Below are 20,027 nucleotides of genomic sequence, written 5' to 3' on the forward strand. Positions count from 1 at the left end.
GAGCCCTGTACGCGCCCCCCTTTCCGGAGATTGTCTTACCGGCGGGGCGGGTGGCCGGAACCAGCCGTCCGTGGTCCCGATCCGGATCTCGAGAGAGGCAGGGTGGTGTCGGTGCTGTTGCGTCTGCCCACGTCTGTGGCCGAAGCACGGGAGTGTCTGGCGGAGGGGGCGGTGCCGATCGGCGGGGCCACGCTGCTGTGGGCCACCTGGCAACGGGACGGATTCCCCGGCACCGCGATGTCGCTGCGGGAGGTCCCCGAGGCCAACGTCCTCACGCGCGACGCCGTCGGCGCCGCCGTGGTCCTCGCGCGGATGGACGACCGCGTCCCGGACGTCCTGCGGCTGGCCGCCGGCGGCGTGGGCACCGGAGCGGTCCGCCGCAGCGCGACCGTCGGCGGCAACGTCGTCGGCAGCACCCTGCGCTGTCTGCTCCCCGCGGCCCTCGTCCTGGACGCCCGGGCGACGGTGCTGGAGACCGACGGCGTCCGCGAGACGGACCTGTCCGAGCTGGTGGCCAAGCGCCCGCTGCTGCTCAGCCTCAGCTGGCGCCCCCCGCTCGCCAGCACCTTCCGGAAACTGGACGGTGCGCCGGGCGGGGAGCCGCCGCTGGTGGTCGCCTCGGCCGCGCACGAGGGGGACGGCGGCCGCGTCGCGCTGCGCGTAGCCGTCCGTGACGGCTACGAGGTGGTCGACGCGCAGGCCACCGCGTCGGACGACCCGGCGGAAACCCTGGACGAGCTGCGGGCCACGGCCCTGGACGACCTCCCGGCCCCGGCGTGGGACGTGATCCGCTCACAGGTCACGGCTCTGACGGGCGGACCGCGCCCCTGACACCGGGACCCCTCAGGGCGCGTCCGCGAACGGCGTGAAGTGGGCGGGCGTGTGATCGATGGGCAGGTCGGGCCGCCAGGCGGTGAGGATCTGGGCGCTGCACTCGAACAGGCCGGGCGGCAGCGCGTCCAGGGGCCACCAGCGCCAGTCGCCGACGGACTCGTCGGGCTGGTCGGCCGGCGTTCCCCGCCACGCGGTGACGACGGCGCCGACGGTCATCCGCACGACCCCGCCGACCTGGTCGACCAGCGTGCCGAGGAGCCGTACGTCGGCCGGGTCGGCGACCAGCCCGGTCTCCTCGGCGAGCTCCCGCACCACGGTCTCCCGCAGCGACTCGCCCGGCTCCACGGTGCCGCCGGGCAGCTCCAGGGTGCCCCGCCGGTGCCGGCCCAGGAGCAGTCCTCGCGAACCCAGCACCACGGCTCCGACCCCGATGGCCGCGTGCGGCACGGGCGGGCGCGTGGTCCGGGGCCGGGAGGTGACGCGGGCCGGCCGGCGGGCCTGGAACAGCAGGGAGGAGGCGTGGTCCGCCTCCTCCGGCGTGTCCAGTTCGGTGACGGACTCCACCTCGAACCCGTACCTCAGCAGCAGCTCCGTCCACACGTCGGTGGTCGGCACCCCCGCCTCGCTACCGGGGTCGTGCCCGGCCGCATCGGTGTGCGGGACGGTGAAGCAGAGCCGGCCGCCGGGCTTGAGAGACCTGGCCAGTTCGGGCAGCAGCCGGTGCGGGTCCATGGAGGGCAGGGTGTCAACGGCGTGGACGACGTCGTACGGGTCCGCCGTCCGCAGGTGCTCCACGGCGTCCGCGCACACCAGGGTGAGCCCGGGCAGATCGCCGTAGCGGGCCCGGGCGCGTTCGATCCCTGAGGGCGAGGAGTCCACGGCGTCCACGCGCGCGCCCCGGTCGCGCACGAGGTGGGCGGCGTGCCGGGCCGTTCCACAGCCGAGGTCGAGGACCCGCAGCCCGCGCAGGTCGCCGAGCGGCGCGTCGACGGGCCACGGTCGGGAGTCGTCCGGGCTGGTGGTCTGCGGCATCGAGAAACCTCCGGTACGGCGAACAAGGTGAGGCGGCGTAAGGGACGCGTCAAAGATCTCCCGGCCGCCGTAAGGGACCCGTCAACGGTGGCCGAATCCGGCCGGCGCGGAGTTTTCCTTTCCTCGTCCGATGTACCGCCGAATCTCATCCAGGAGTTCGCGATGGCCGATGTGGCCTTCGTCGTCACCACGATCGCGGTGTTCGCGCTGGTGGCTCTCATCGCCAAGGGGGTGACGAAGCTGTGACCGCCGAGAACGTCGTCGGCCTGATCGTGGCCGTCGCCCTGCTGGGCTGTCTCGTCCTCGCCCTGATCTTCCCGGAGAGGTTCTGAGAGCCGACATGGGTCCCGTACTCGCCGGCGTGCTCCAACTGCTCGCCCTCACAGCGGCACTGGCGCTCGCCCACCGTCCCCTCGGCGACCACATGGCCAGGGTCTACTCCTCCGACCGGCACTGGCGCGTGGAGAAGTGGATCTACAAGGCCATCGGCGCCGACCCCGGCGCGCAGATGCGCTGGCCCGCCTACCTGCGCGGGGTGCTCGCCTTCTCCGCCGCAGGCGTCCTGTTCCTCTATCTGCTGCAGCGGCTGCAGGGCGTGCTGCCGGGCTCGCTCGGCTTCTCCGCCATCGACCCGGACCAGGCGTTCAACACCGCGGCGTCCTTCGTGTCGAACACCAACTGGCAGTCGTACTACGGCGAGCAGGCCATGGGCCACGTCGTGCAGACCGCCGGACTCGCGGTGCAGAACTTCGTCTCCGCCGCCGTCGGCATGGCCGTCGCCGTGGCGCTCGTACGGGGCTTCGCGCGCTCGCGCAGCGGTGAGCTGGGCAACTTCTGGGCCGACATGGTGCGCGGGGTGACCCGCATCCTGGTGCCCATCGCGGCTGTCGCCGCGATCGTGCTGGTCGCGTGCGGCGTGATCCAGAACTTCTCCGGCATCCACGAGGTCGGCCAGTTCATGGGCGGAGCGCAGCAGTGGAACGGCGGCGCGGTCGCCTCCCAGGAGGCCATCAAGGAGCTCGGCACGAACGGCGGCGGCTACTTCAACGCGAACTCCGCCCACCCCTTCGAGAACCCGAGCCCGTTCTCCAACCTCTTCGAGATCTTCCTGATCCTGGTCATCCCGTTCTCGCTGACCCGGACCTTCGGCCGGATGGTCGGTTCCCCGCGGCAGGGGTACGCGATCCTCGGCACGATGGCCACGATCTGGCTGGGCTTCACCGCGCTGATGATGTGGACCGAGTTCGCCCACCCGGGACCCGCCTTCGACCTGGCGGGCGGCGCCATGGAGGGCAAGGAGGTGCGGCTCGGCGTCGGTGCCTCGTCGATCTGGGCTGTCGCCACGACCCTCACCTCGACCGGTGCGGTCAACTCCGCCCAGTCCTCCTTCACGGGCTTCGGCGGCGGCATCCAACTGCTGGGCATGCAGCTCGGTGAGATAGCACCCGGTGGTGTGGGCTCCGGCCTGTACGGCATGCTGATCATGGCCGTCATCGCGGTGTTCGTCGCGGGTCTGATGGTGGGCCGTACGCCGGAGTACCTGGGCAAGAAGATCGGCACCCGCGAGATCAAGCTGGCCGCCTGCTACATCCTGGTCACCCCGGCCCTGGTGCTCGTCCTCACCGCAGCCGCGATGGCTCTCCCGACGCCGGGCCACTCGATGACCAACTCCGGCGCGCACGGTTTCAGCGAGATCCTCTACGCCTACAGCTCGGGCGCCAACAACAACGGCTCGGCCTTCGCCGGCCTGAACGCGGACACCCAGTGGTTCAACACCACGATCGGCCTCGCGATGCTGCTCGGCCGGTTCCTGCCGATGGTGTTCGTCCTGGCGCTGGCGGGCTCGCTCGCCGGGCAGCGGCCGATCCCGGCGACGCCGGGCACCCTGCGCACCGAGAAGCCCCTGTTCACGGGCCTGCTGGTGGGCACGATCCTGATCATCACCGGTCTGACGTATTTCCCGGCGCTCGCGCTGGGCCCGCTCGCCGAAGGGCTGGCGGCATGACCACGCGTACACAGAAGCAAGAGGACACGATGTCCACAGCCACCACTCCGACCCGGGCGCCGCACAGCGACGCGCCCCCGGAGCACCCGATCCCCCGAGGCCGCGTGGGCGCGGGCCTCTTCGACCCCCGCCGGCTCGTCACCTCCCTGCCGGACGCGTTCCGCAAGCTCGACCCGCGGGTGATGATCAAGTCGCCCGTCATGTTCGTGGTCCTGGTCGGCTCCGTCCTGACCACCGCCTTCTCCTTCACGGACCCCGGTGACTGGTTCGGCTGGACCATCAGTGCCTGGCTGTGGCTGACGGTCGTCTTCGCCAACCTGGCGGAGGCCGTCGCCGAGGGCCGCGGCAAAGCGCAGGCCGACACCCTGCGCAAGGCCAAGACCGGAACGGTGGCCCGGCGGCTCCTCCCGGACGGCTCTCAGGAGCAGGTCCCCGGCACGGATCTGAGGATCGGCGACCGCGTGGTCTGCGAGGCCGGCGACGTCATCCCCGGCGACGGCGACGTCGTCGAGGGCGTCGCGTCCGTCGACGAGTCGGCGGTCACCGGTGAGTCGGCTCCGGTCATCCGCGAGTCCGGCGGCGACCGTTCGGCGGTCACCGGTGGCACCAAGGTCCTCTCCGACCGCATCGTCGTAAAGATCACGACGAAGCCCGGCGAGACCTTCATCGACCGGATGATCAACCTGGTCGAGGGCGCGGCCCGGCAGAAGACGCCGAACGAGATCGCCCTCAACATCCTCCTGGCCTCGCTGACCATCGTCTTCCTGCTGGCCTGTGCCACGTTGCCGCCCCTGGCGGACTACGCGGGCACGCACCTGACGATGGTCGTGCTCGTCGCCCTGCTGGTCTGCCTGATCCCGACCACGATCGGTGCCCTGCTCTCCGCGATCGGCATCGCGGGCATGGACCGCCTGGTCCAGCGCAACGTGCTGGCCATGTCGGGCCGGGCGGTCGAGGCCGCCGGCGACGTCTCCACCCTGCTGCTGGACAAGACCGGCACCATCACGCTGGGCAACCGGCAGGCCGCCGAGTTCGTGCCCGTGCGCGGCACGACCGAGGCACAGGTCGCCGACGCGGCGCAGCTGTCGTCGCTGGCCGACGAGACACCCGAAGGACGCTCCATCGTGGTCCTCGCCAAGGAGAAGTACGGGTTGCGCGAGCGCCACCAGGGCGAGCTGGTGGGTGCCGAGTGGATCGCCTTCACCGCCCAGACCCGCATGTCGGGGGTGGACGTCGACGGGCGCAAGATCCGCAAGGGCGCGGCCGGTTCGGTCGTCTCCTGGGTCCAGGAGCAGGGCGGCACCGTCGCCGAGGACGCCGACGAGATCGCCAACCACATCTCCGAGGCGGGCGGTACGCCCCTGCTCGTCGCGGTCGAGGACGCGCGAGGGGCCCGTGTCCTGGGCGTCGTCCACCTCAAGGACGTCGTCAAGGACGGCATGCGGGAGCGGTTCGAGGAGCTGCGTCGCATGGGCATCAAGACCGTCATGATCACGGGCGACAACCCGCTCACCGCCAAGGCCATCGCCGAGGAGGCGGGCGTCGACGACTTCCTCGCGGAGGCCACCCCCGAGGACAAGATGGCCCTCATCAAGCGGGAGCAGGCGGGCGGCAAGCTCGTCGCGATGACCGGTGACGGCACCAACGACGCCCCGGCACTCGCGCAGGCGGACGTGGGCGTGGCGATGAACACCGGCACGTCGGCCGCCAAGGAGGCCGGCAACATGGTCGACCTCGACTCCGACCCCACCAAGCTCATCGAGATCGTCGAGATCGGCAAACAGCTGCTGATCACACGGGGCGCGTTGACGACGTTCTCCATCGCCAACGACGTGGCCAAGTACTTCGCGATCATCCCCGCGCTGTTCGCGGCCGTCTACCCCGGCCTGGACAAGCTCAACATCATGGGCCTGTCCTCACCGGACTCCGCGATCCTGTCCGCGGTGATCTTCAACGCGCTGATCATCATCGCCCTGGTGCCGCTGTCCCTGAAGGGCGTGCAGTACCGGCCGGTCAGCGCCGACAGGCTGCTGCGGCGCAACCTGACGATCTACGGCCTCGGCGGCCTGGTGGCTCCGTTCATCGGCATCAAGATCATCGATGCGCTCGTCTCCCTCATCCCCGGAATCGGTTGAAGGCCATGAACAACTCCGTATCGAACACCGCCCGGCTGCTCGGAGCGGGCCTGCGCGCCCTCCTCGTGCTGACCCTGGTGACCGGTGTCCTCTATCCGCTGGTCGTCACCGGCATCGCGCAAGGGCTGTTCCACGACCGGGCGAACGGCTCCGAGGCGAAGGCGGACGGCAGAGTCGTCGGCTCGTCCCTCATCGGCCAGGCGTACAACCTGCCGCTGAAGAAGGGCCAGGAAACCCCGGAGCCCGACCTGAAGTGGTTCCAGGGCCGCCCGCAGAACGGCCTCGGCACCAACAGCGTCAACACCCGGTACAAGCTCATCCTGTCCGGCGCGACCAACCGCTCCGGCGACAACGAAGAGCTCATCCAGTGGGTGAAGGACGCCAAGGCCGCCGTCGTCAAGGACAACTCCACGCGCACCTACAAGGTGAAGCCGTCCCAGGTGCCCGCGGACGCGGTCACCTCCTCCGGCTCCGGACTCGACCCGGACATCTCCCCGCAGTACGCGGACATCCAGGTCCACCGGGTCGCCGAGAAGAACGGCCTGTCCAGCGCGCAGGTGCACAAGCTCGTCGACGAGCACACCGAGGGCCGCACGCTCGGCTTCATGGGCGAGCCGCGCGTGAACGTCCTGCAACTCAACATCGCGCTCAGGGAACTCCTGGCGAAGGGCTGACGGGGCCGCCCGGCCCGGCTCCGCCGCACACTGGAGGAGGGTGTCACCACCTCCGCCACCTCCTCACCGTCCGGGGACGGGCCCCCGCCCGAGGCGTGAGCCCGTCCCCCACCCCTGCCGGAACCGCACACGAGAGCCGACGAGAGCAGAGACGAGAACATGGCACGCGGGAAGCTCAGGATCTACCTCGGTGCCGCACCGGGCGTCGGCAAGACGTACGCCATGCTGTCCGAGGCACACCGCCGGACCGAACGCGGCACCGACTGCGTGGTGGCCTTCGTGCAGCACCACGGGCGGCCGCGCACCGAGGTCATGCTGCACGGCCTGGAGGAGATCCCCCGCCGGGAGCTGGAGTACCGCGGCACCCTCTTCACCGAGATGGACGTCGACGCGGTCCTGGCGCGGCGTCCGCGGGTGGCGCTGGTGGACGAGCTCGCCCACACCAACGTGCCCGGTGCGCGCAACGCCAAGCGCTGGCAGGACGTGGAGGAACTGCTGGCGGCCGGTGTCGACGTGATATCGACGGTGAACATCCAGCACCTGGAGTCCCTCGGCGACGTCGTGGAGTCGATCACGGGAGTGCGGCAGCGCGAGACCGTCCCGGACGAAGTGGTCCGGCGCGCGGACGAGATCGAGCTGGTCGACATGTCGCCGCAGGCGCTGCGGCGGCGGATGGCGCACGGCAACGTCTACACGCCGGACAAGGTGGACGCGGCACTTTCCCAGTACTTCCGGCCCGGCAACCTCACCGCCCTGCGGGAGCTGGCCCTGCTGTGGGTGGCCGACCGGGTCGACGAGTACCTGACCCAGTACCGCAACGAGCACCGGGTGTCGAGGATCTGGGGCTCGCGCGAGCGCATCGTGGTCGGTCTGACCGGCGGGCCCGAGGGCCGCACCCTCATCCGACGGGCGGTCCGCCTGGCGGAGAAGGGCGCGGGCGGCGAGGTGCTGGCCGTCTACGTCGCCGGCGGTGACGGGCTGACCGCGGCCTCGCCCAAGGAGCTGGCCGTCCAGCGCACCCTGGTGGAGGACCTGGGCGGCACCTTCCACCACGTGGTGGGTGAGGACGTCCCGGCGGCCCTGCTGGACTTCGCGCGGGGGGTGAACGCGACCCAGATCATGCTGGGTGTCTCGCGCCGCAAGAGCTGGCAGTACGTGTTCGGACCGGGCGTGGGCGCGACGGTGGCCCGGGAGTCGGGTCCCGACCTGGACGTGCACCTGATCACGCACGACGAGGCGGGCAAAGGGCGCGGGCTGCCCGTGGCGCGGGGCGCGCGGCTGGGCAGGACACGGGTCCTGTGGGGCTGGCTCGCCGGAGTCGTGGGACCCGTACTGCTCACCCTGCTGCTCTCGGTGTCCGACGCCGGCCTGGCCAACGACATGCTGCTGTTCCTGACGCTGACCGTGGCGGCGGCCCTGCTCGGCGGCCTGTACCCGGCACTGGCCTCGGCGGTGGTGGGCTCCGCCCTGCTGAACTGGTTCTTCACGCCGCCCTTCCACACGCTCACGATCGCCGACCCGAAGAACATCGTCGCCATAGTGATCTTCGTCGGTGTCGCGGTGTCGGTGGCGTCGGTGGTGGACCTGGCGGCCCGGCGCACCCAGCAGGCCGCCCGGCTGCGTGCCGAGTCGGAGATCCTGTCCTACCTGGCCGGCAGCGTGCTGCGCGGCGAGACCAGCCTGGAGGCGCTGCTGGAGCGCGTCCGGGAGACCTTCGGCATGGAGTCGGCGGCCCTGCTGGAGAGGAGCAGCGACATCGACCCCTGGACCTGTGCGGGCAGTGCGGGGCCGCGTCCCGCCCGGAGCCCCGAGGACGCGGACGTCGACATGCCCGTGGGCGACCACATGGCCCTCGCGCTGTCCGGGCGGGTGCTGCCGGCGTCCGACCGCCGGGTGCTGGCCGCGTTCGCGGCCCAGGCCGCCGTGGTCCTGGACCGCCGGCGGCTGCAGCAGGAGGCGGAGCGGGCCAAGGTCCTGGCCGAGGGCAACCGGATCCGCACCGCGCTGCTGGCAGCCGTCAGCCACGATCTGCGCACCCCGCTCGCCGGGATCAAGGCGTCGGTGTCGTCCCTGCGCTCGGACGACGTGGAGTGGTCCGAGGAGGACCGGGCCGAGCTGCTGGCCGCCATCGAGGAGGGCGCCGACCGGCTCGACCACCTGGTCGGCAACCTCCTCGACATGTCGCGCCTGCAGACCGGCACCGTCACCCCGCTGATCCGTGACATCGACCTGGACGAGGTGGTCCCCGTGGCGATGGGCGGCATACCGGACGCCGGGTCGGCCGTCGTCCTGGACGTGCCGGAGAGTCTGCCCATGGTCGCCACCGACAAGGGCCTGCTCGAGCGGGTCGTCGCCAACGTCGTCGAGAACGCCGTCAAGTACAGTCCGGCGGGCGAGCCCGTCCTGGTCTCGGCCAGCGCCCTGGGCGAGAGGGTGGAGGTCCGGGTGGTGGACCGCGGTCCCGGGGTCCCCGACGAGGCCAAGGAACGCATCTTCGCGCCCTTCCAGCGCCACGGCGACGCCCCGCGCGGCAACGGAGTCGGCCTCGGCCTCGCGGTCGCCCGCGGCTTCACCGAGGCCATGGGCGGCACCCTCACCGCCGAGGACACCCCCGGCGGCGGCCTGACGATGGTCCTCACCCTGCGTGCCGGAGGGACGGGCAGGGGGCGTCCCCAGCCCGTTCCGGCCGGGACCGCACAGGCGCACCACCCCGTACACACCGAGAGGCGGACTCCATGACCCGGGTGCTCGTAGTCGAGGACGAGCCACAGATCGTGCGCGCGCTCGTGATCAATCTCAAGGCGCGCAAGTACGACGTCGACGCGGCCCACGACGGTGCCACCGCCCTTCAGCTCGCCGCCGCCCGCCACCCCGACGTGGTGCTCCTCGACCTGGGACTGCCCGACATGGACGGGGTCGAGGTGATCAAGGGCCTGCGCGGTTGGACCCGGGTGCCGATCATCGTGCTGTCCGCCCGGCACACCTCCGACGAGAAGGTCGAGGCGCTCGACGCGGGCGCCGACGACTACGTCACCAAGCCCTTCGGCATGGACGAGCTGCTCGCCCGGCTGCGCGCAGCGGTCCGTCGCGCCGAACCCACCGGCGGAGGCGAGGGCGACGTCGTCGTGGAGACCGCCGCGTTCACCGTGGACCTGGCCGCCAAGAAGGTCCACCGCGGCGGTGCGGACGTCCGGCTCACCCCCACCGAGTGGCAGCTGCTGGAAGTGCTCGTACGCAACACCGGTCGCCTGGTCGGCCAGAAGCAGCTGCTCCAGGAGGTCTGGGGGCCGTCGTACGGAAAGGAGACGAACTACCTCCGCGTCTACATGGCCCAGCTGCGCCGGAAGCTGGAGGCGGACCCGTCGCATCCGAAGCACTTCATCACGGAGCCCGGAATGGGGTACCGCTTCGAGAAGTGAGGCGTGGAGGAAGGGAGCGCCGGCCCCCGGGACGGCCCCGTGTCATATGCCCGGGGGGCAGGCTGAGACACTGGCCGGTATGGATGTAGTGCGCAGGAACAACGTCACCGTCACCGGCAACCCGCAGGGGCGCACGGTGGTGCTTGCGCATGGGTTCGGCTGCGACCAGAACATGTGGCGGCTGACCGTGCCCGCGCTCGTGGACGACTACCGCGTGGTGCTCTTCGACTACGTCGGCGCGGGACGCTCCGACGCGTCCGCGTTCTCCGAGGACCGCTACGGGTCCCTGGACGGCTACGCCCAGGACGTCGTCGAGGTCTGCGAGGCGCTCGACCTGCGCGACGCGGTCTTCGTCGGGCACTCCGTCAGCGCGATGGTCGGCGTCCTCGCCGCCGACCGCGCCCCGGAGCGCATCGGCGCCCTGGTGATGGTCGCGCCCTCTCCGCGCTACATCGACGACGACGGCTACCGCGGCGGCTTCAGCGAGGACGACATCGACGAGCTGCTGGGCTCCCTGGAGTCCAACTACCTCGGCTGGTCGGCGGCCATGGCCCCGGTGATCATGGGCAACGCAGACCGCCCCGAGCTCGGCGAGGAGCTGCGCAACAGCTTCTGCGCCACCGACCCCGACATGGCCCGGATCTTCGCCCGGACCACGTTCCTGTCCGACTCGCGCGACGATCTGAAGCGGGTGCGGGTGCCCACCCTCGTGCTGGAGTGCACCCAGGACGTGATCGCCCCGCGGGAGGTCGGCGCGTACGTGCACCGGGAGATCTCCGGCTCCACGCTGGTGACACTCGACGCCACCGGGCACTGCCCCCACCTGTCCGCGCCGGAGGCCACCAACGAGGCCATCGCCGCGTTCCTGGCCGGACTAGGATGATGGCGCGGGCCGGGCAGCACTCCGACCCCCACGACGCCGACGACGACAAGACGGCGCAGGCCGCCTTCGCCGCCCTGCTGGAGGACAGTGCCGAGGACTTGTACGAGAGCGCACCGTGCGGCTACCTGTCCACACTGATGGACGGGACGATCGCCAAGATCAACAGCACGCTGCTGGACTGGCTCGGCCTGGCCCGGCAGGACGTGGTCGGCCGTCTGCGCTTCACCGACCTGCTGACCGTCGGCGGCAAGCTCTACCACGAGACGCACTTCGCGCCGCTGCTGCGCATGCAGGGCCAGATCAACGGCATCGCCCTGGAGATCAAGCAGGCCGGCGGGGGCCGGATGCCCGTCCTGGTGTCCTCCGTCGTCAAGCACGGCACCACCGGTGAGCCGCTGCTGATCCGCACGACCGTCTTCGACGCCCGGGACCGGCGCGCCTACGAGGAGGAGCTGCTGCGCCGGCAGCGGGCCGCCGACGAGGCCCGCCGGCAGGCGGAGGCCGACCGGGCCAGACTGCAGGACACCATCGCCGTGCTCCAGCAGTCGCTGCTCCCCACCACCTTGCCGGAACTGCCCGGAGCGGAGACGGCCGCGCACTACCACACCGCCTCCCCGGACCGGCTCGGCGGCGACTTCTACGACGTCTTCCCCCTGGACGGCAAGCGCTACGGCTTCTTCCTCGGCGACGTGTGCGGCAAGGGCTCCCAGGCGGCGGCCCTCACCTCGCTCACCCGCTACACCCTGCGCGCCGCCGCCCTGCACGACCCGGACCCCGTCGCGGCGCTCACCACGCTCAACCATGTGCTGCACGAGCGGTACGCCGCGGGCGGCGACCCGCGCTACTGCACCGCCATATTCGGCACGATCGACCCCGACCCGGCCACCGGACGCCTCACCGTCCACCTCGCCTCCGGCGGCCACCCGCCCGCCGTGGTGCTGCGCGCCGACGGCACCGCCGCGTACCTGCCCACGCCGGGCGGGCTGCTCGTCGGTGTGCTGCCCAGCGCGGCCTTCACCGCCGCCAGTACCACCCTCGGCCCCGGCGACACCCTGCTGCTCTACACTGACGGGCTGACCGAGGCCCGTACCGGCAAGGACCGCACCAGCCTCTACGGCGACGAGGCCCTCCTGGCCTTCGCCGCGACGCAGGCCGGCCGGGCCCCGCACGCCGTCATCGAGGCCCTCGGCGGCCTGCTGACGGGGTTCGGGGACGGCCTCGACGACGACACCGCCCTTCTCGCGATCGGCGTCCCCTCCTCCTACGACCCGACCAGCGAAACCTGACGAGCAGCACACGATGAACGCACTGAAGATCAGCACCCGAGACGCCGCGACCGGACCGGTCCTGGAGGTCGCCGGAGACCTGGACTACGTCAACGCCGGGGAGCTCCGCGACCTGCTCCCGACGATCACCGTCCGGCCCGGTCAGCGCCTTGTCGTCGACCTGGGCGCCCTGGAGTTCTGCGACTCCAGCGGCATCACCGCCCTGATCGCCGCGCACCACCACGCGCAGTCCGCCGGAGGGCAGCTGGTGCTGGCCGCAGTACCGGCCAATACGCTGCGCATCCTGAGTATCGTCGGGCTGGACCAGATCCTCACCATCCACCCCGACAGCGAGGTCGCCACCAGCGCCTGACACGTCGTGGACACGCCCCTGATCCCGGAACGTCGCGTTCCGGAGGTCTGAGGCGATATGACCGGTCATCAAAGATGACCAGAAACCGGCGCGTGTCCCCGCGCCGGACCGGTTCAGACCAGTGGCAGTCGCACCGGGTCACCCCATCCGTCCCACGGGCCTGTCTCCTCCTCCGTGACCTGCGGCGAAGAGATCACGGCGACCCCGGCGGAGGCCGGCCGCGAACGCCCGGGCACACGGACCGACCCCGTCGGCGGTGACCGGCGAACCTGCGGTTTTCCGTCAGGTTCCCCGGCAAGAGCACGAAAGCTCCACAGATACCTCACTATTTGACGCGACGGATGCGTCGACGACCGGTCTCTGAGGGGGAAGCCGGCGTCACGCGCGGGGGTGCGTCGCTCTGCGGAGCCGTGCTCACCCCTGCACGGGGAGGGGACAGCACCGCATGAAGCGGACCTTGAGCACCACCGTGCTGACGACGGGCGCGCTGATAGCCGCCCTCGGCGTACCGGCCGCCCACGCGGCGGAGCCGGAGCCCCGCATCGATCTGCGGGTGCTCGTCGTCAGCGACGGAGGCCCGGCCACCGATGCCATCGCCGCCGAACTGGGGACCGCCGGAACGCCGTACACGGAGATCGACCTGAACCGGTCCGACCGCCCCGTGATCGACGCCGGCTATCTCGCGGACACCGTGGACGGCCGGCCGCGCGCCAAGTTCCAGGCGGTCGTCCTGCCCAACGACAACCCGTTCCCGGCCGGCTCGGCGGAGATGGCCGCCCTCGCGGCCTACGAGCAGGAGTACGCCGTCCCGCAGGTCGACGCCTACACCTACGCCCGGCCCGAGAACGGACTGCAGTACCCCGTGAACGGCGGTTACTCCGGCAGCGTCGACGGGGTACGGGCCGAGGTGACGGACGCCGGGCGGTCCGGGCCGTTCGGCTACCTCGACGGACCGGTGCCCTTCGAGGACAACGCGCCCGACGTCGGCGAGAGCTACGCCTTCCTGGCCGGCCCCGCCGAGGGCGCCGACTTCACGCCGTACGTCCAGGCGCCCATCCCCGGCTCCGACCGGCAGGGCTCCCTGGTGGGGGAGTACCGGCACGACGGGCGGCGCGAACTCGTCGTCACCTTCGTGTACAACCGCCACCAGCAGCAGTTCCGGCTGCTGGCCCGCGGCATCGTCGCCTGGATGACCGGCGGCGTGCACCTCGGCGCCTCCCGCAACTACTTCGCCGTCCACGTCGACGACGTCCTCGCGGGCGACGACCGCTGGAACTCCACCCTCGACTGCACGCCCGGCGACGTCGACTGCGCCGACCCGGACGCCACACCCGACCCGATCCGGATGACCGCCGCCGACGTCGACCACGCCGTCACCTGGCAGCAGGAACACGGCTTCACGCTCGACCTCGCCTACAACGCGGCCGGCAGCGTCGACCACCGCGAGGACCACGCCGGCGCCGACCCGCTCGCCGACCGCCTCGTGGAACGGCGCGACGCCTTCCGCTGGATCAACCACACCTACACGCACGCCTTCCTCGGCTGCGAGCAGGACACCTCGGTGGTGCCCTGGCGCTGCGCCACCGACGCCGCCGGCAGCACCAAGTGGGTCGGCCGGAACGACATCGCCGACGAGATCGCCCACAACCGCGCCTGGGGACGGTCCGCCGGACTCCCGCTGGACGACGACGAGTTGGTCACCGGCGAGCACTCCGGGCTCAAGGTGCTGCCCCAGCAGCCCGCCGACAACCCCAACCTGGCGCTCGCCCTCGCCGACACCGGCGTCACCTGGCTCGCCTCGGACAACTCCCGCGAACCCGGCCGGCGCCAGGTCGGCCCCGCCACCACGGTCCCGCGCTACCCGATGAACGTCTTCTACAACGCGGGCCGCGCCGCCGAACAGGTCGACGAGTACAACTGGATCTACACCAGCCGCGCCCAGGGCGGCAGCGGCATCTGCGAGGACAACCCCGCCACCACCACCTGCCTGCCCGCACCCCTCGACCCGGACACCGGCTACACCGAGCACATCGTGCCGCTGGAACGGCAGATCGCCCTCGGCCACGTCCTCGCCAACGACCCCAAGCCGCACTTCATCCACCAGTCCAACCTGGCCGAGGAACGCATCGCCTACCCGGTCCTCGACGGCGTCCTCGACGCCTACGAGGACCTGTTCACGGCCGACACCCCGCTGGTCAACCTGCGGATGAAGGCCATCGGCGAGGAAATGGGTCGCCGCGCCGCCTGGCGGACCGCCCTGGACGGCGGACAGGTCACCGCCTACCGGATCGGCGACACGGTCACCGTCGACGTCCCCGCCGGCGTCGCCATCCCCGCCACCATGCCCGACGGCACCACCCGCTCCGGCACCGCCTTCGGCCAGACGTACGCCGGACACCGCTCCGGCTGGGCGGCCCCGGCCACCGGTCCGCTCACCCTCACCCTGCCCGCCTCCACGGCACCCGCCGCACCCGGCGGCCCGGACGGCTCCGCACCCGCCACCGCCCCGGCCCCGGACGCCCCCGTCCCCGCGGGTGTGGCGGAGCACGTCCCGCCCACGGGGAGCTGACCGCCACCCGCAGCGAGGTCCCGGCCGCACGCGCCGGGGCCGGCACCCCTCACCACACCTCGGCCGTGGAGCACATCCATGCACGTTCACCACGCCGCGCGGCGGGCCGCCGCCGCGCGCGTCACCCTGCTCACCGAAGGCACCTATCCGCACAGCCATGGCGGCGTCAGCGTCTGGTGCGACCAGCTCGTCACCGGCATGCCCGACATCGAGTTCGACGTCATCGCCGTCACCGGCACCGGACGGGAACCCCTCGTCTGGGACCTGCCCGGCCATGTCCGCGAGGTCCTGTCCGTGCCCATGTGGGGCGCCACCCCCGACGGCCGGCCCCCGCGCGGCCGGTCCCGCCGCCGACTCGCCACCGCCTACGAACGGTTCCTGACCGCGCTCGTCGACCCCGGCGCCGAGGACGGCTTCGCACCCGCCCTGCACGCCCTGGCCCACGCGGCCGCCGCCGCCGAACTCAGCCCGTTCCTGCGGGGCGACACCGCCCTGCGCATCCTCACCGCCGTATGGACCCGCCCCGGCCTGGCCGTCCGCGAGGCACGGCCGACCCTGCACGACGCGCTCACCGCCACCGCCCTGCTGGAACACGCGCTGCGCCCGCTCGCCGCGCCGCCCCCGCGGGACGGCGTCGCACACGCCGTCAGCGGGGGGGTCGCCGTCCTGCCCGGCCTCGCCGCACGCGAACGGTACGGCGTCCCGCTGCTGCTCACCGAGCACGGCGTCTACCTGCGCGAGCGGTACCTGGGCTACCGCACCGCGGCCTACCGCTGGCCCGTCAAGGCGGTCGTCCTCGGCTTCTTCCGGCTGCTCGCGCAGGAGAGCTACCGGCAGGCGGCCCTGATCACCCCGGGCAACCGCTACAACCGGCTCTGGGAGGAACAGGGCGGCGCCGACCCCACCGCGATCCGCACCGTCTACAACGGCGTCGACCCGGCCGCCTTCCCGCCGGCCGGCCCCGAACCCGAGACCCCCACCCTCAGCTGGGCCGGACGCGTCGACCCGATCAAGGACCTGGAGACCCTGATCCGCGCCTTCGCCCTCGTCCGGGACCAACGCCCCGACGTACGGCTGCGGTTGTTCGGCGGCACCCCGCGCGGCGGCGAGGCGTACCGCGAACGCTGCGAAGCCCTCGCCGCCGAACTCGGGCACGCCGACGCGGTCACCTTCGAAGGCCGCGTCGACGACATCAAGGACGCCTACGCCGCCGGCACGGTCGTCATGCTGTCCAGCATCAGCGAAGGCTTCCCCTTCACCCTGATCGAGGCCATGTCGTGCGGCCGGGCCACCGTCTCCACCGACGTCGGCGGCGTCCGCGAGGCCGTCGGCGACACCGGACTCGTCGTACCGCCGCGCGACCCGGCCGCCATGGCCGCCGCCGCGCTCGAACTCCTCGGCGCCCCCGGACGCCGCCGGGCCATGGGGGAGGCGGCACGGCTGCGGGTCATCGAGCAGTTCACCCTGCGGCAGACCATCGACACCTTCCGCGGCATCTACCACGAACTGGCCACCGGGACGCCACCCACGCCGGCCCGCGTCGTCCTGCCCGCCCCGGCGGTCACCGGCACCGGGAGCCTCACCGGATGAGCGGCCCCCTGTCCCTCGAACCCGGCGACGGGCACGACACGCTCGCCCTGCGGCTCGCCACGCCCCGCCCGCCGCGCCGCCGCCCGCGCTGGGCCCTCGACGACGCGACCCTCGCCATCCTGCTGCCCGGAGCGGGCCCCGACGAGGAGGCGGTCAGCACCCTGGCCGCCGAACTCGCCGACGCCATAGGGCCCGCCGTCCACCCCTACGAGGTCGCCGCCCTGCTGGAGGCCGAGGGCCTGTCCGCGTCCGTCATCAAGGAGCGGTACGGACACCCCGACCTGTTCTCCCTGGCGACCGCCCTCTACGAACGGGTGCCCCGGACGTTCCCCGAACCGCCCCCCGCCCCCGACCCGTGGCGGCCCGACACCCTGCGCTGCCTGCTGCGCGGCGTCCTGTTCGCGCTGCCCGCCCTCGCCCATCTGCTGACCGCCCCGCTGTGGCCGCTCACCCGGTACGCGCCCGTGCTGATCGTCGCGGGCATCGCCTCCTGGGCGTGGGGACAGGCCCTCGGCCACCGCGCCCATCTGCGGCTCGTGACGGGACGCCGGGAGGCGTCCGGCACCCTGCTCACCGGGTCCCTGCTGGGCGCGGCCACGGCGACGGCCCTCGCGCTGGTCCCCGGCCCCGACGCCCTGGCCCTCGCGGTCGCCGCCGGCCAGTCGCTGTACCTGGCCGCCGCGGGCGTCCTCCTCGTGCTCGCCCGGGAGAGGCTGCTGCTCGCCGCGCTCAGCCCGCTCGTCGGCGGGGCCGCCGTCCTGCCGTGGTGGGAACCGGGAACCCTCGTACGGGCCGGGCTGCCCCTGCTCGCGCTGCTGGCCACCCTGGCCGCCGCCGGGCACGTCCTGTGGCGGGGCCGCACCGGCCCACCCGCCCCGCACGCACCGCGCATCCCCGTACACGCCTCCCTGCCATACGGCCTGTTCGGGCTCGCCGCCGCCGTGCTCGTCGTCCTCACCGGCCGCCAGCAGCCGTACGCCGTCATCGCGTTGACCCTCAGCATGGGGCCCGCCGAATGGCTGCTGTACCGCTACCGCGGCTGGTCCGTGGCCGCGCTGCGCACCAGCGCGACCCCGGGCTGGTTCCTGCTGCGCTCCGCCGGAGTCCTCACCGGCTGCATCGGCGCCTACCTGCTGCTGTTGCTGCCCGCCGCACTGCTCACCGGCACGGACCCGGCCACCCCGCTGCTGCTCGCGGCCACCCTGTGGACCGCGCTGCTGCTGCAGGCGTTCGGCACGGCCTGGCCGCCCGCCCTGATCTGCCTCACCGCCGCCGCGGCAGCCGGCGCGGTGACCGCCCTGGACCTGCCGCCCGCGCCCGTCGTCCTGCCCGCGGTGTGTGCCGCGGCCGCGCTCTGTCTCGCGGTCTGCGCGCTGCGCCTGCTCGGCCGGCCCTCCCCGCACGCCTGACCCTCATCGTCACTCCATCGGACCGCCCGAGCCCGCGTCCCGACCGCACCGGGCCCGCGTTCGACCACCACTACGAAGGGACCGACAGTTGACCTCCGCACCGCTCGCCGCCGTCACCGGAGCCGAAGGCTTCATCGGATCGCACCTCACCGAGGCACTCGTCGCCTCCGGCCACCGCGTGCGCGCCATGGCCCAGTACAACTCGTTCTCCTCCTACGGCTGGCTGGAGACCCTGCCGGCCGACGTGCTGGACCAGGTCGAGATCGTCCTCGGCGACGTACGCGACCCCGGCTCGGTGCGCGGCCTGCTGGACGGCGCCGACTGCGCCTACCACCTCGCCGCGCTCATCGCGATCCCGTACTCCTACCAGGCCCCGCACAGCTACGTGGACACCAACGTCACCGGCACCCTCAACGTGCTGGAGGCCGTCCGCGCCCTCGGCACCCCGCGCCTGGTGCACACCTCCACCAGCGAGACGTACGGCACCGCGCAGACCGTGCCGATCACCGAGGACCACCCCATCAACACGCAGTCCCCGTACGCCGCTTCGAAGGCGGGCGGCGACCGGCTCGCCGACAGCTACCACGCCAGCTTCGGCACCCCGGTGGTGACGCTGCGCCCGTTCAACACGTTCGGCCCCCGCCAGTCGATGCGCGCCGTGATCCCCACCGTCATCGGGCAGGTGGCCGCCGGGGAACGCACGATCACCCTCGGCGACCTGCGGCCCACCCGTGACTTCACCTTCGTCGAGGACACCGCGCGGGCCTTCCTCGCCGTCGGCACCGCACCGGCCGAGCAGGTCGTCGGCCGCACCTTCAACGCCGGGACCGGCGGCGAGATCTCCGTCGGCGACCTGGTCGCGCTGATCGGCAAGGTCCTGGACGCCCCCCTCGACGTCCAGGAGGACCCGGCGCGGCTGCGGCCCGCCAACTCCGAGGTGATGCGGCTCGTCGCCGACGCGAGCCGGCTCGCCGCGGCCACCGGCTGGTCGCCGGAGAACACGCTCGAGGAGGGACTGGCGCGCACCGCGCGGTGGTTCACCGACCCCGCCAACCTGGCCCGCTACAAGACCGGCATCTACAACATCTGACCCGCCCGGCTCGTACCGCAGGAGGTATGCCATGCACGCAGTGATCCTCGCCGGTGGCAAGGGCGTCCGGTTGCGGCCGTACACCACGGCGCTGCCCAAGCCGCTCGTCCCCATCGGCGACCAGCACGCCATCCTGGAGATCGTGCTGCGCCAGCTGTCCACGTCCGGCTTCACCCGCTGCACCCTCGCCATCGGCCACCTCGGCGAGATCATCCGCGCCTATGTCGGCGACGGCTCCCAGTGGGGCATGAACGTCGACTACGCCACCGAGGAGAGCCCGCTCGGCACCATGGGCCCGCTGCTCGCCCTGCGCGACCGCCTCCCCGAGCACTTCCTCGTCATGAACGGCGACGTCCTCACCGACCTCGACTACGCCGACGTCCTGCGCTCCCACGAGGCGTCCGGCACCCCGCTGACGATCGCCACGTACGCGCGCAAGGTGCACATCGACTTCGGGGTCCTGACGACCGACGCCAGCCGGGTGGTCGCCTTCACCGAGAAGCCCAGCATCGACTACCGGGTGTCCATGGGCGTCTACGGTGTCTCCCGGGCCACCCTCGACGGCTACACCCCCGGACTGCCCCTCGGCTTCGACGAGCTCGTCACGGACCTGCTCGCCGCCGGACGCCCGCCGCACGCCTACGAGTTCGACGGCTACTGGCTCGACATCGGCCGCCCCGACGACTACGACCGCGCCAACGCGGAGTTCACCAGCCGCAAGTCGCTCCTGCTCAAGGGGGCCTGAACCA

At 72.2% G+C, this 20,027-nt stretch carries 17 protein-coding genes; 16 read left to right on the plus strand and 1 reads right to left on the minus strand.

Translation table 11 applies throughout. The features are described 5' to 3' along the window. Window positions 1-111: 111 nt before the first annotated feature. Window positions 112-831: an FAD binding domain-containing protein gene (locus ACFV46_RS07795; RefSeq protein WP_361933173.1), complete on the plus strand. Its 720-nt coding sequence runs from the start codon at window positions 112-114 to the stop codon at window positions 829-831. Window positions 832-843: 12 nt separating this feature from the next. Here ACFV46_RS07795 and ACFV46_RS07800 read toward each other — a convergent pair whose 3' ends face one another. Next, window positions 844-1,866: an NUDIX domain-containing protein gene (locus ACFV46_RS07800; RefSeq protein WP_385497388.1), complete on the minus strand. Its 1,023-nt coding sequence runs from the start codon at window positions 1,864-1,866 to the stop codon at window positions 844-846. An 87-nt stretch (window positions 1,867-1,953) separates the two neighbouring features. On the opposite strand from ACFV46_RS07800, the gene ACFV46_RS07805 reads away from it, so the two are divergent. From ACFV46_RS07805 to ACFV46_RS07875, 15 genes are all read left to right on the plus strand, one after another. Next, window positions 1,954-2,112, plus strand: a complete 159-nt coding sequence (locus tag ACFV46_RS07805) for a hypothetical protein (RefSeq protein ID WP_283289009.1) — start codon at window positions 1,954-1,956, stop codon at window positions 2,110-2,112. Further along, window positions 2,109-2,198 (plus strand): K(+)-transporting ATPase subunit F, encoded by a 90-nt coding sequence (gene kdpF / locus ACFV46_RS07810; RefSeq protein WP_151782486.1) that lies wholly within the window; start codon window positions 2,109-2,111, stop codon window positions 2,196-2,198. The genes ACFV46_RS07805 and kdpF overlap by 4 nt, the downstream gene beginning before the upstream one ends. 8 nt (window positions 2,199-2,206) lie before the next feature. Continuing rightward, window positions 2,207-3,871 (plus strand): potassium-transporting ATPase subunit KdpA, encoded by a 1,665-nt coding sequence (gene kdpA, locus ACFV46_RS07815; protein ID WP_385497390.1) that lies wholly within the window; start codon window positions 2,207-2,209, stop codon window positions 3,869-3,871. Then, complete coding sequence (gene kdpB, locus ACFV46_RS07820) at window positions 3,868-6,006, plus strand: potassium-transporting ATPase subunit KdpB (RefSeq protein WP_385497391.1); 2,139 nt, start codon at window positions 3,868-3,870, stop codon at window positions 6,004-6,006. The genes kdpA and kdpB overlap by 4 nt, the downstream gene beginning before the upstream one ends. Window positions 6,007-6,011: 5 nt before the next feature. Continuing rightward, entirely contained in the window at window positions 6,012-6,680 is a 669-nt protein-coding gene (locus ACFV46_RS07825; RefSeq protein WP_385497392.1) for a potassium-transporting ATPase subunit C, read from the plus strand. A 159-nt stretch (window positions 6,681-6,839) separates the two neighbouring features. Continuing rightward, a complete protein-coding gene (locus ACFV46_RS07830) occupies window positions 6,840-9,419 on the plus strand; it encodes an ATP-binding protein (RefSeq protein ID WP_376726110.1) in 2,580 nt (859 codons plus the stop codon). Next, on the plus strand, window positions 9,416-10,099 hold the full coding sequence (locus tag ACFV46_RS07835) for a response regulator (RefSeq protein ID WP_151782481.1): 684 nt from the start codon (window positions 9,416-9,418) through the stop codon (window positions 10,097-10,099). The genes ACFV46_RS07830 and ACFV46_RS07835 overlap by 4 nt, the downstream gene beginning before the upstream one ends. A 79-nt stretch (window positions 10,100-10,178) precedes the next feature. Continuing rightward, a complete protein-coding gene (locus ACFV46_RS07840; RefSeq protein WP_385497394.1) occupies window positions 10,179-10,982 on the plus strand; it encodes an alpha/beta fold hydrolase in 804 nt (267 codons plus the stop codon). Next, window positions 10,982-12,268, plus strand: coding sequence for a PP2C family protein-serine/threonine phosphatase (locus ACFV46_RS07845; protein WP_385497395.1), 1,287 nt, complete (start codon window positions 10,982-10,984; stop codon window positions 12,266-12,268). Before ACFV46_RS07840 ends, ACFV46_RS07845 begins: the two co-directional genes overlap by 1 nt. A gap of 13 nt (window positions 12,269-12,281) precedes the next feature. Next, entirely contained in the window at window positions 12,282-12,620 is a 339-nt protein-coding gene (locus ACFV46_RS07850; RefSeq protein WP_361933201.1) for an STAS domain-containing protein, read from the plus strand. Window positions 12,621-13,065: 445 nt separating this feature from the next. After that, window positions 13,066-15,189, plus strand: coding sequence for a hypothetical protein (locus ACFV46_RS07855; RefSeq protein ID WP_385497396.1), 2,124 nt, complete (start codon window positions 13,066-13,068; stop codon window positions 15,187-15,189). A 78-nt stretch (window positions 15,190-15,267) separates the two neighbouring features. Beyond that, on the plus strand, window positions 15,268-16,779 hold the full coding sequence (gene pelF, locus ACFV46_RS07860) for a GT4 family glycosyltransferase PelF (protein WP_385497397.1): 1,512 nt from the start codon (window positions 15,268-15,270) through the stop codon (window positions 16,777-16,779). After that, complete coding sequence (locus tag ACFV46_RS07865) at window positions 16,776-18,188, plus strand: hypothetical protein (protein WP_385497399.1); 1,413 nt, start codon at window positions 16,776-16,778, stop codon at window positions 18,186-18,188. Before pelF ends, ACFV46_RS07865 begins: the two co-directional genes overlap by 4 nt. An 88-nt stretch (window positions 18,189-18,276) precedes the next feature. Further along, on the plus strand, window positions 18,277-19,278 hold the full coding sequence (locus ACFV46_RS07870; protein WP_385497401.1) for a GDP-mannose 4,6-dehydratase: 1,002 nt from the start codon (window positions 18,277-18,279) through the stop codon (window positions 19,276-19,278). Between the two features lie 31 nt (window positions 19,279-19,309). Continuing rightward, window positions 19,310-20,023 (plus strand): NDP-sugar synthase, encoded by a 714-nt coding sequence (locus ACFV46_RS07875; RefSeq protein WP_376726117.1) that lies wholly within the window; start codon window positions 19,310-19,312, stop codon window positions 20,021-20,023. The last annotated feature ends 4 nt before the right edge of the window (window positions 20,024-20,027 follow it).

Source organism: Streptomyces sp. NPDC059852 (assembly GCF_042731455.1).
Taxonomy (GTDB): Bacteria; Actinomycetota; Actinomycetes; order Streptomycetales; family Streptomycetaceae; genus Streptomyces.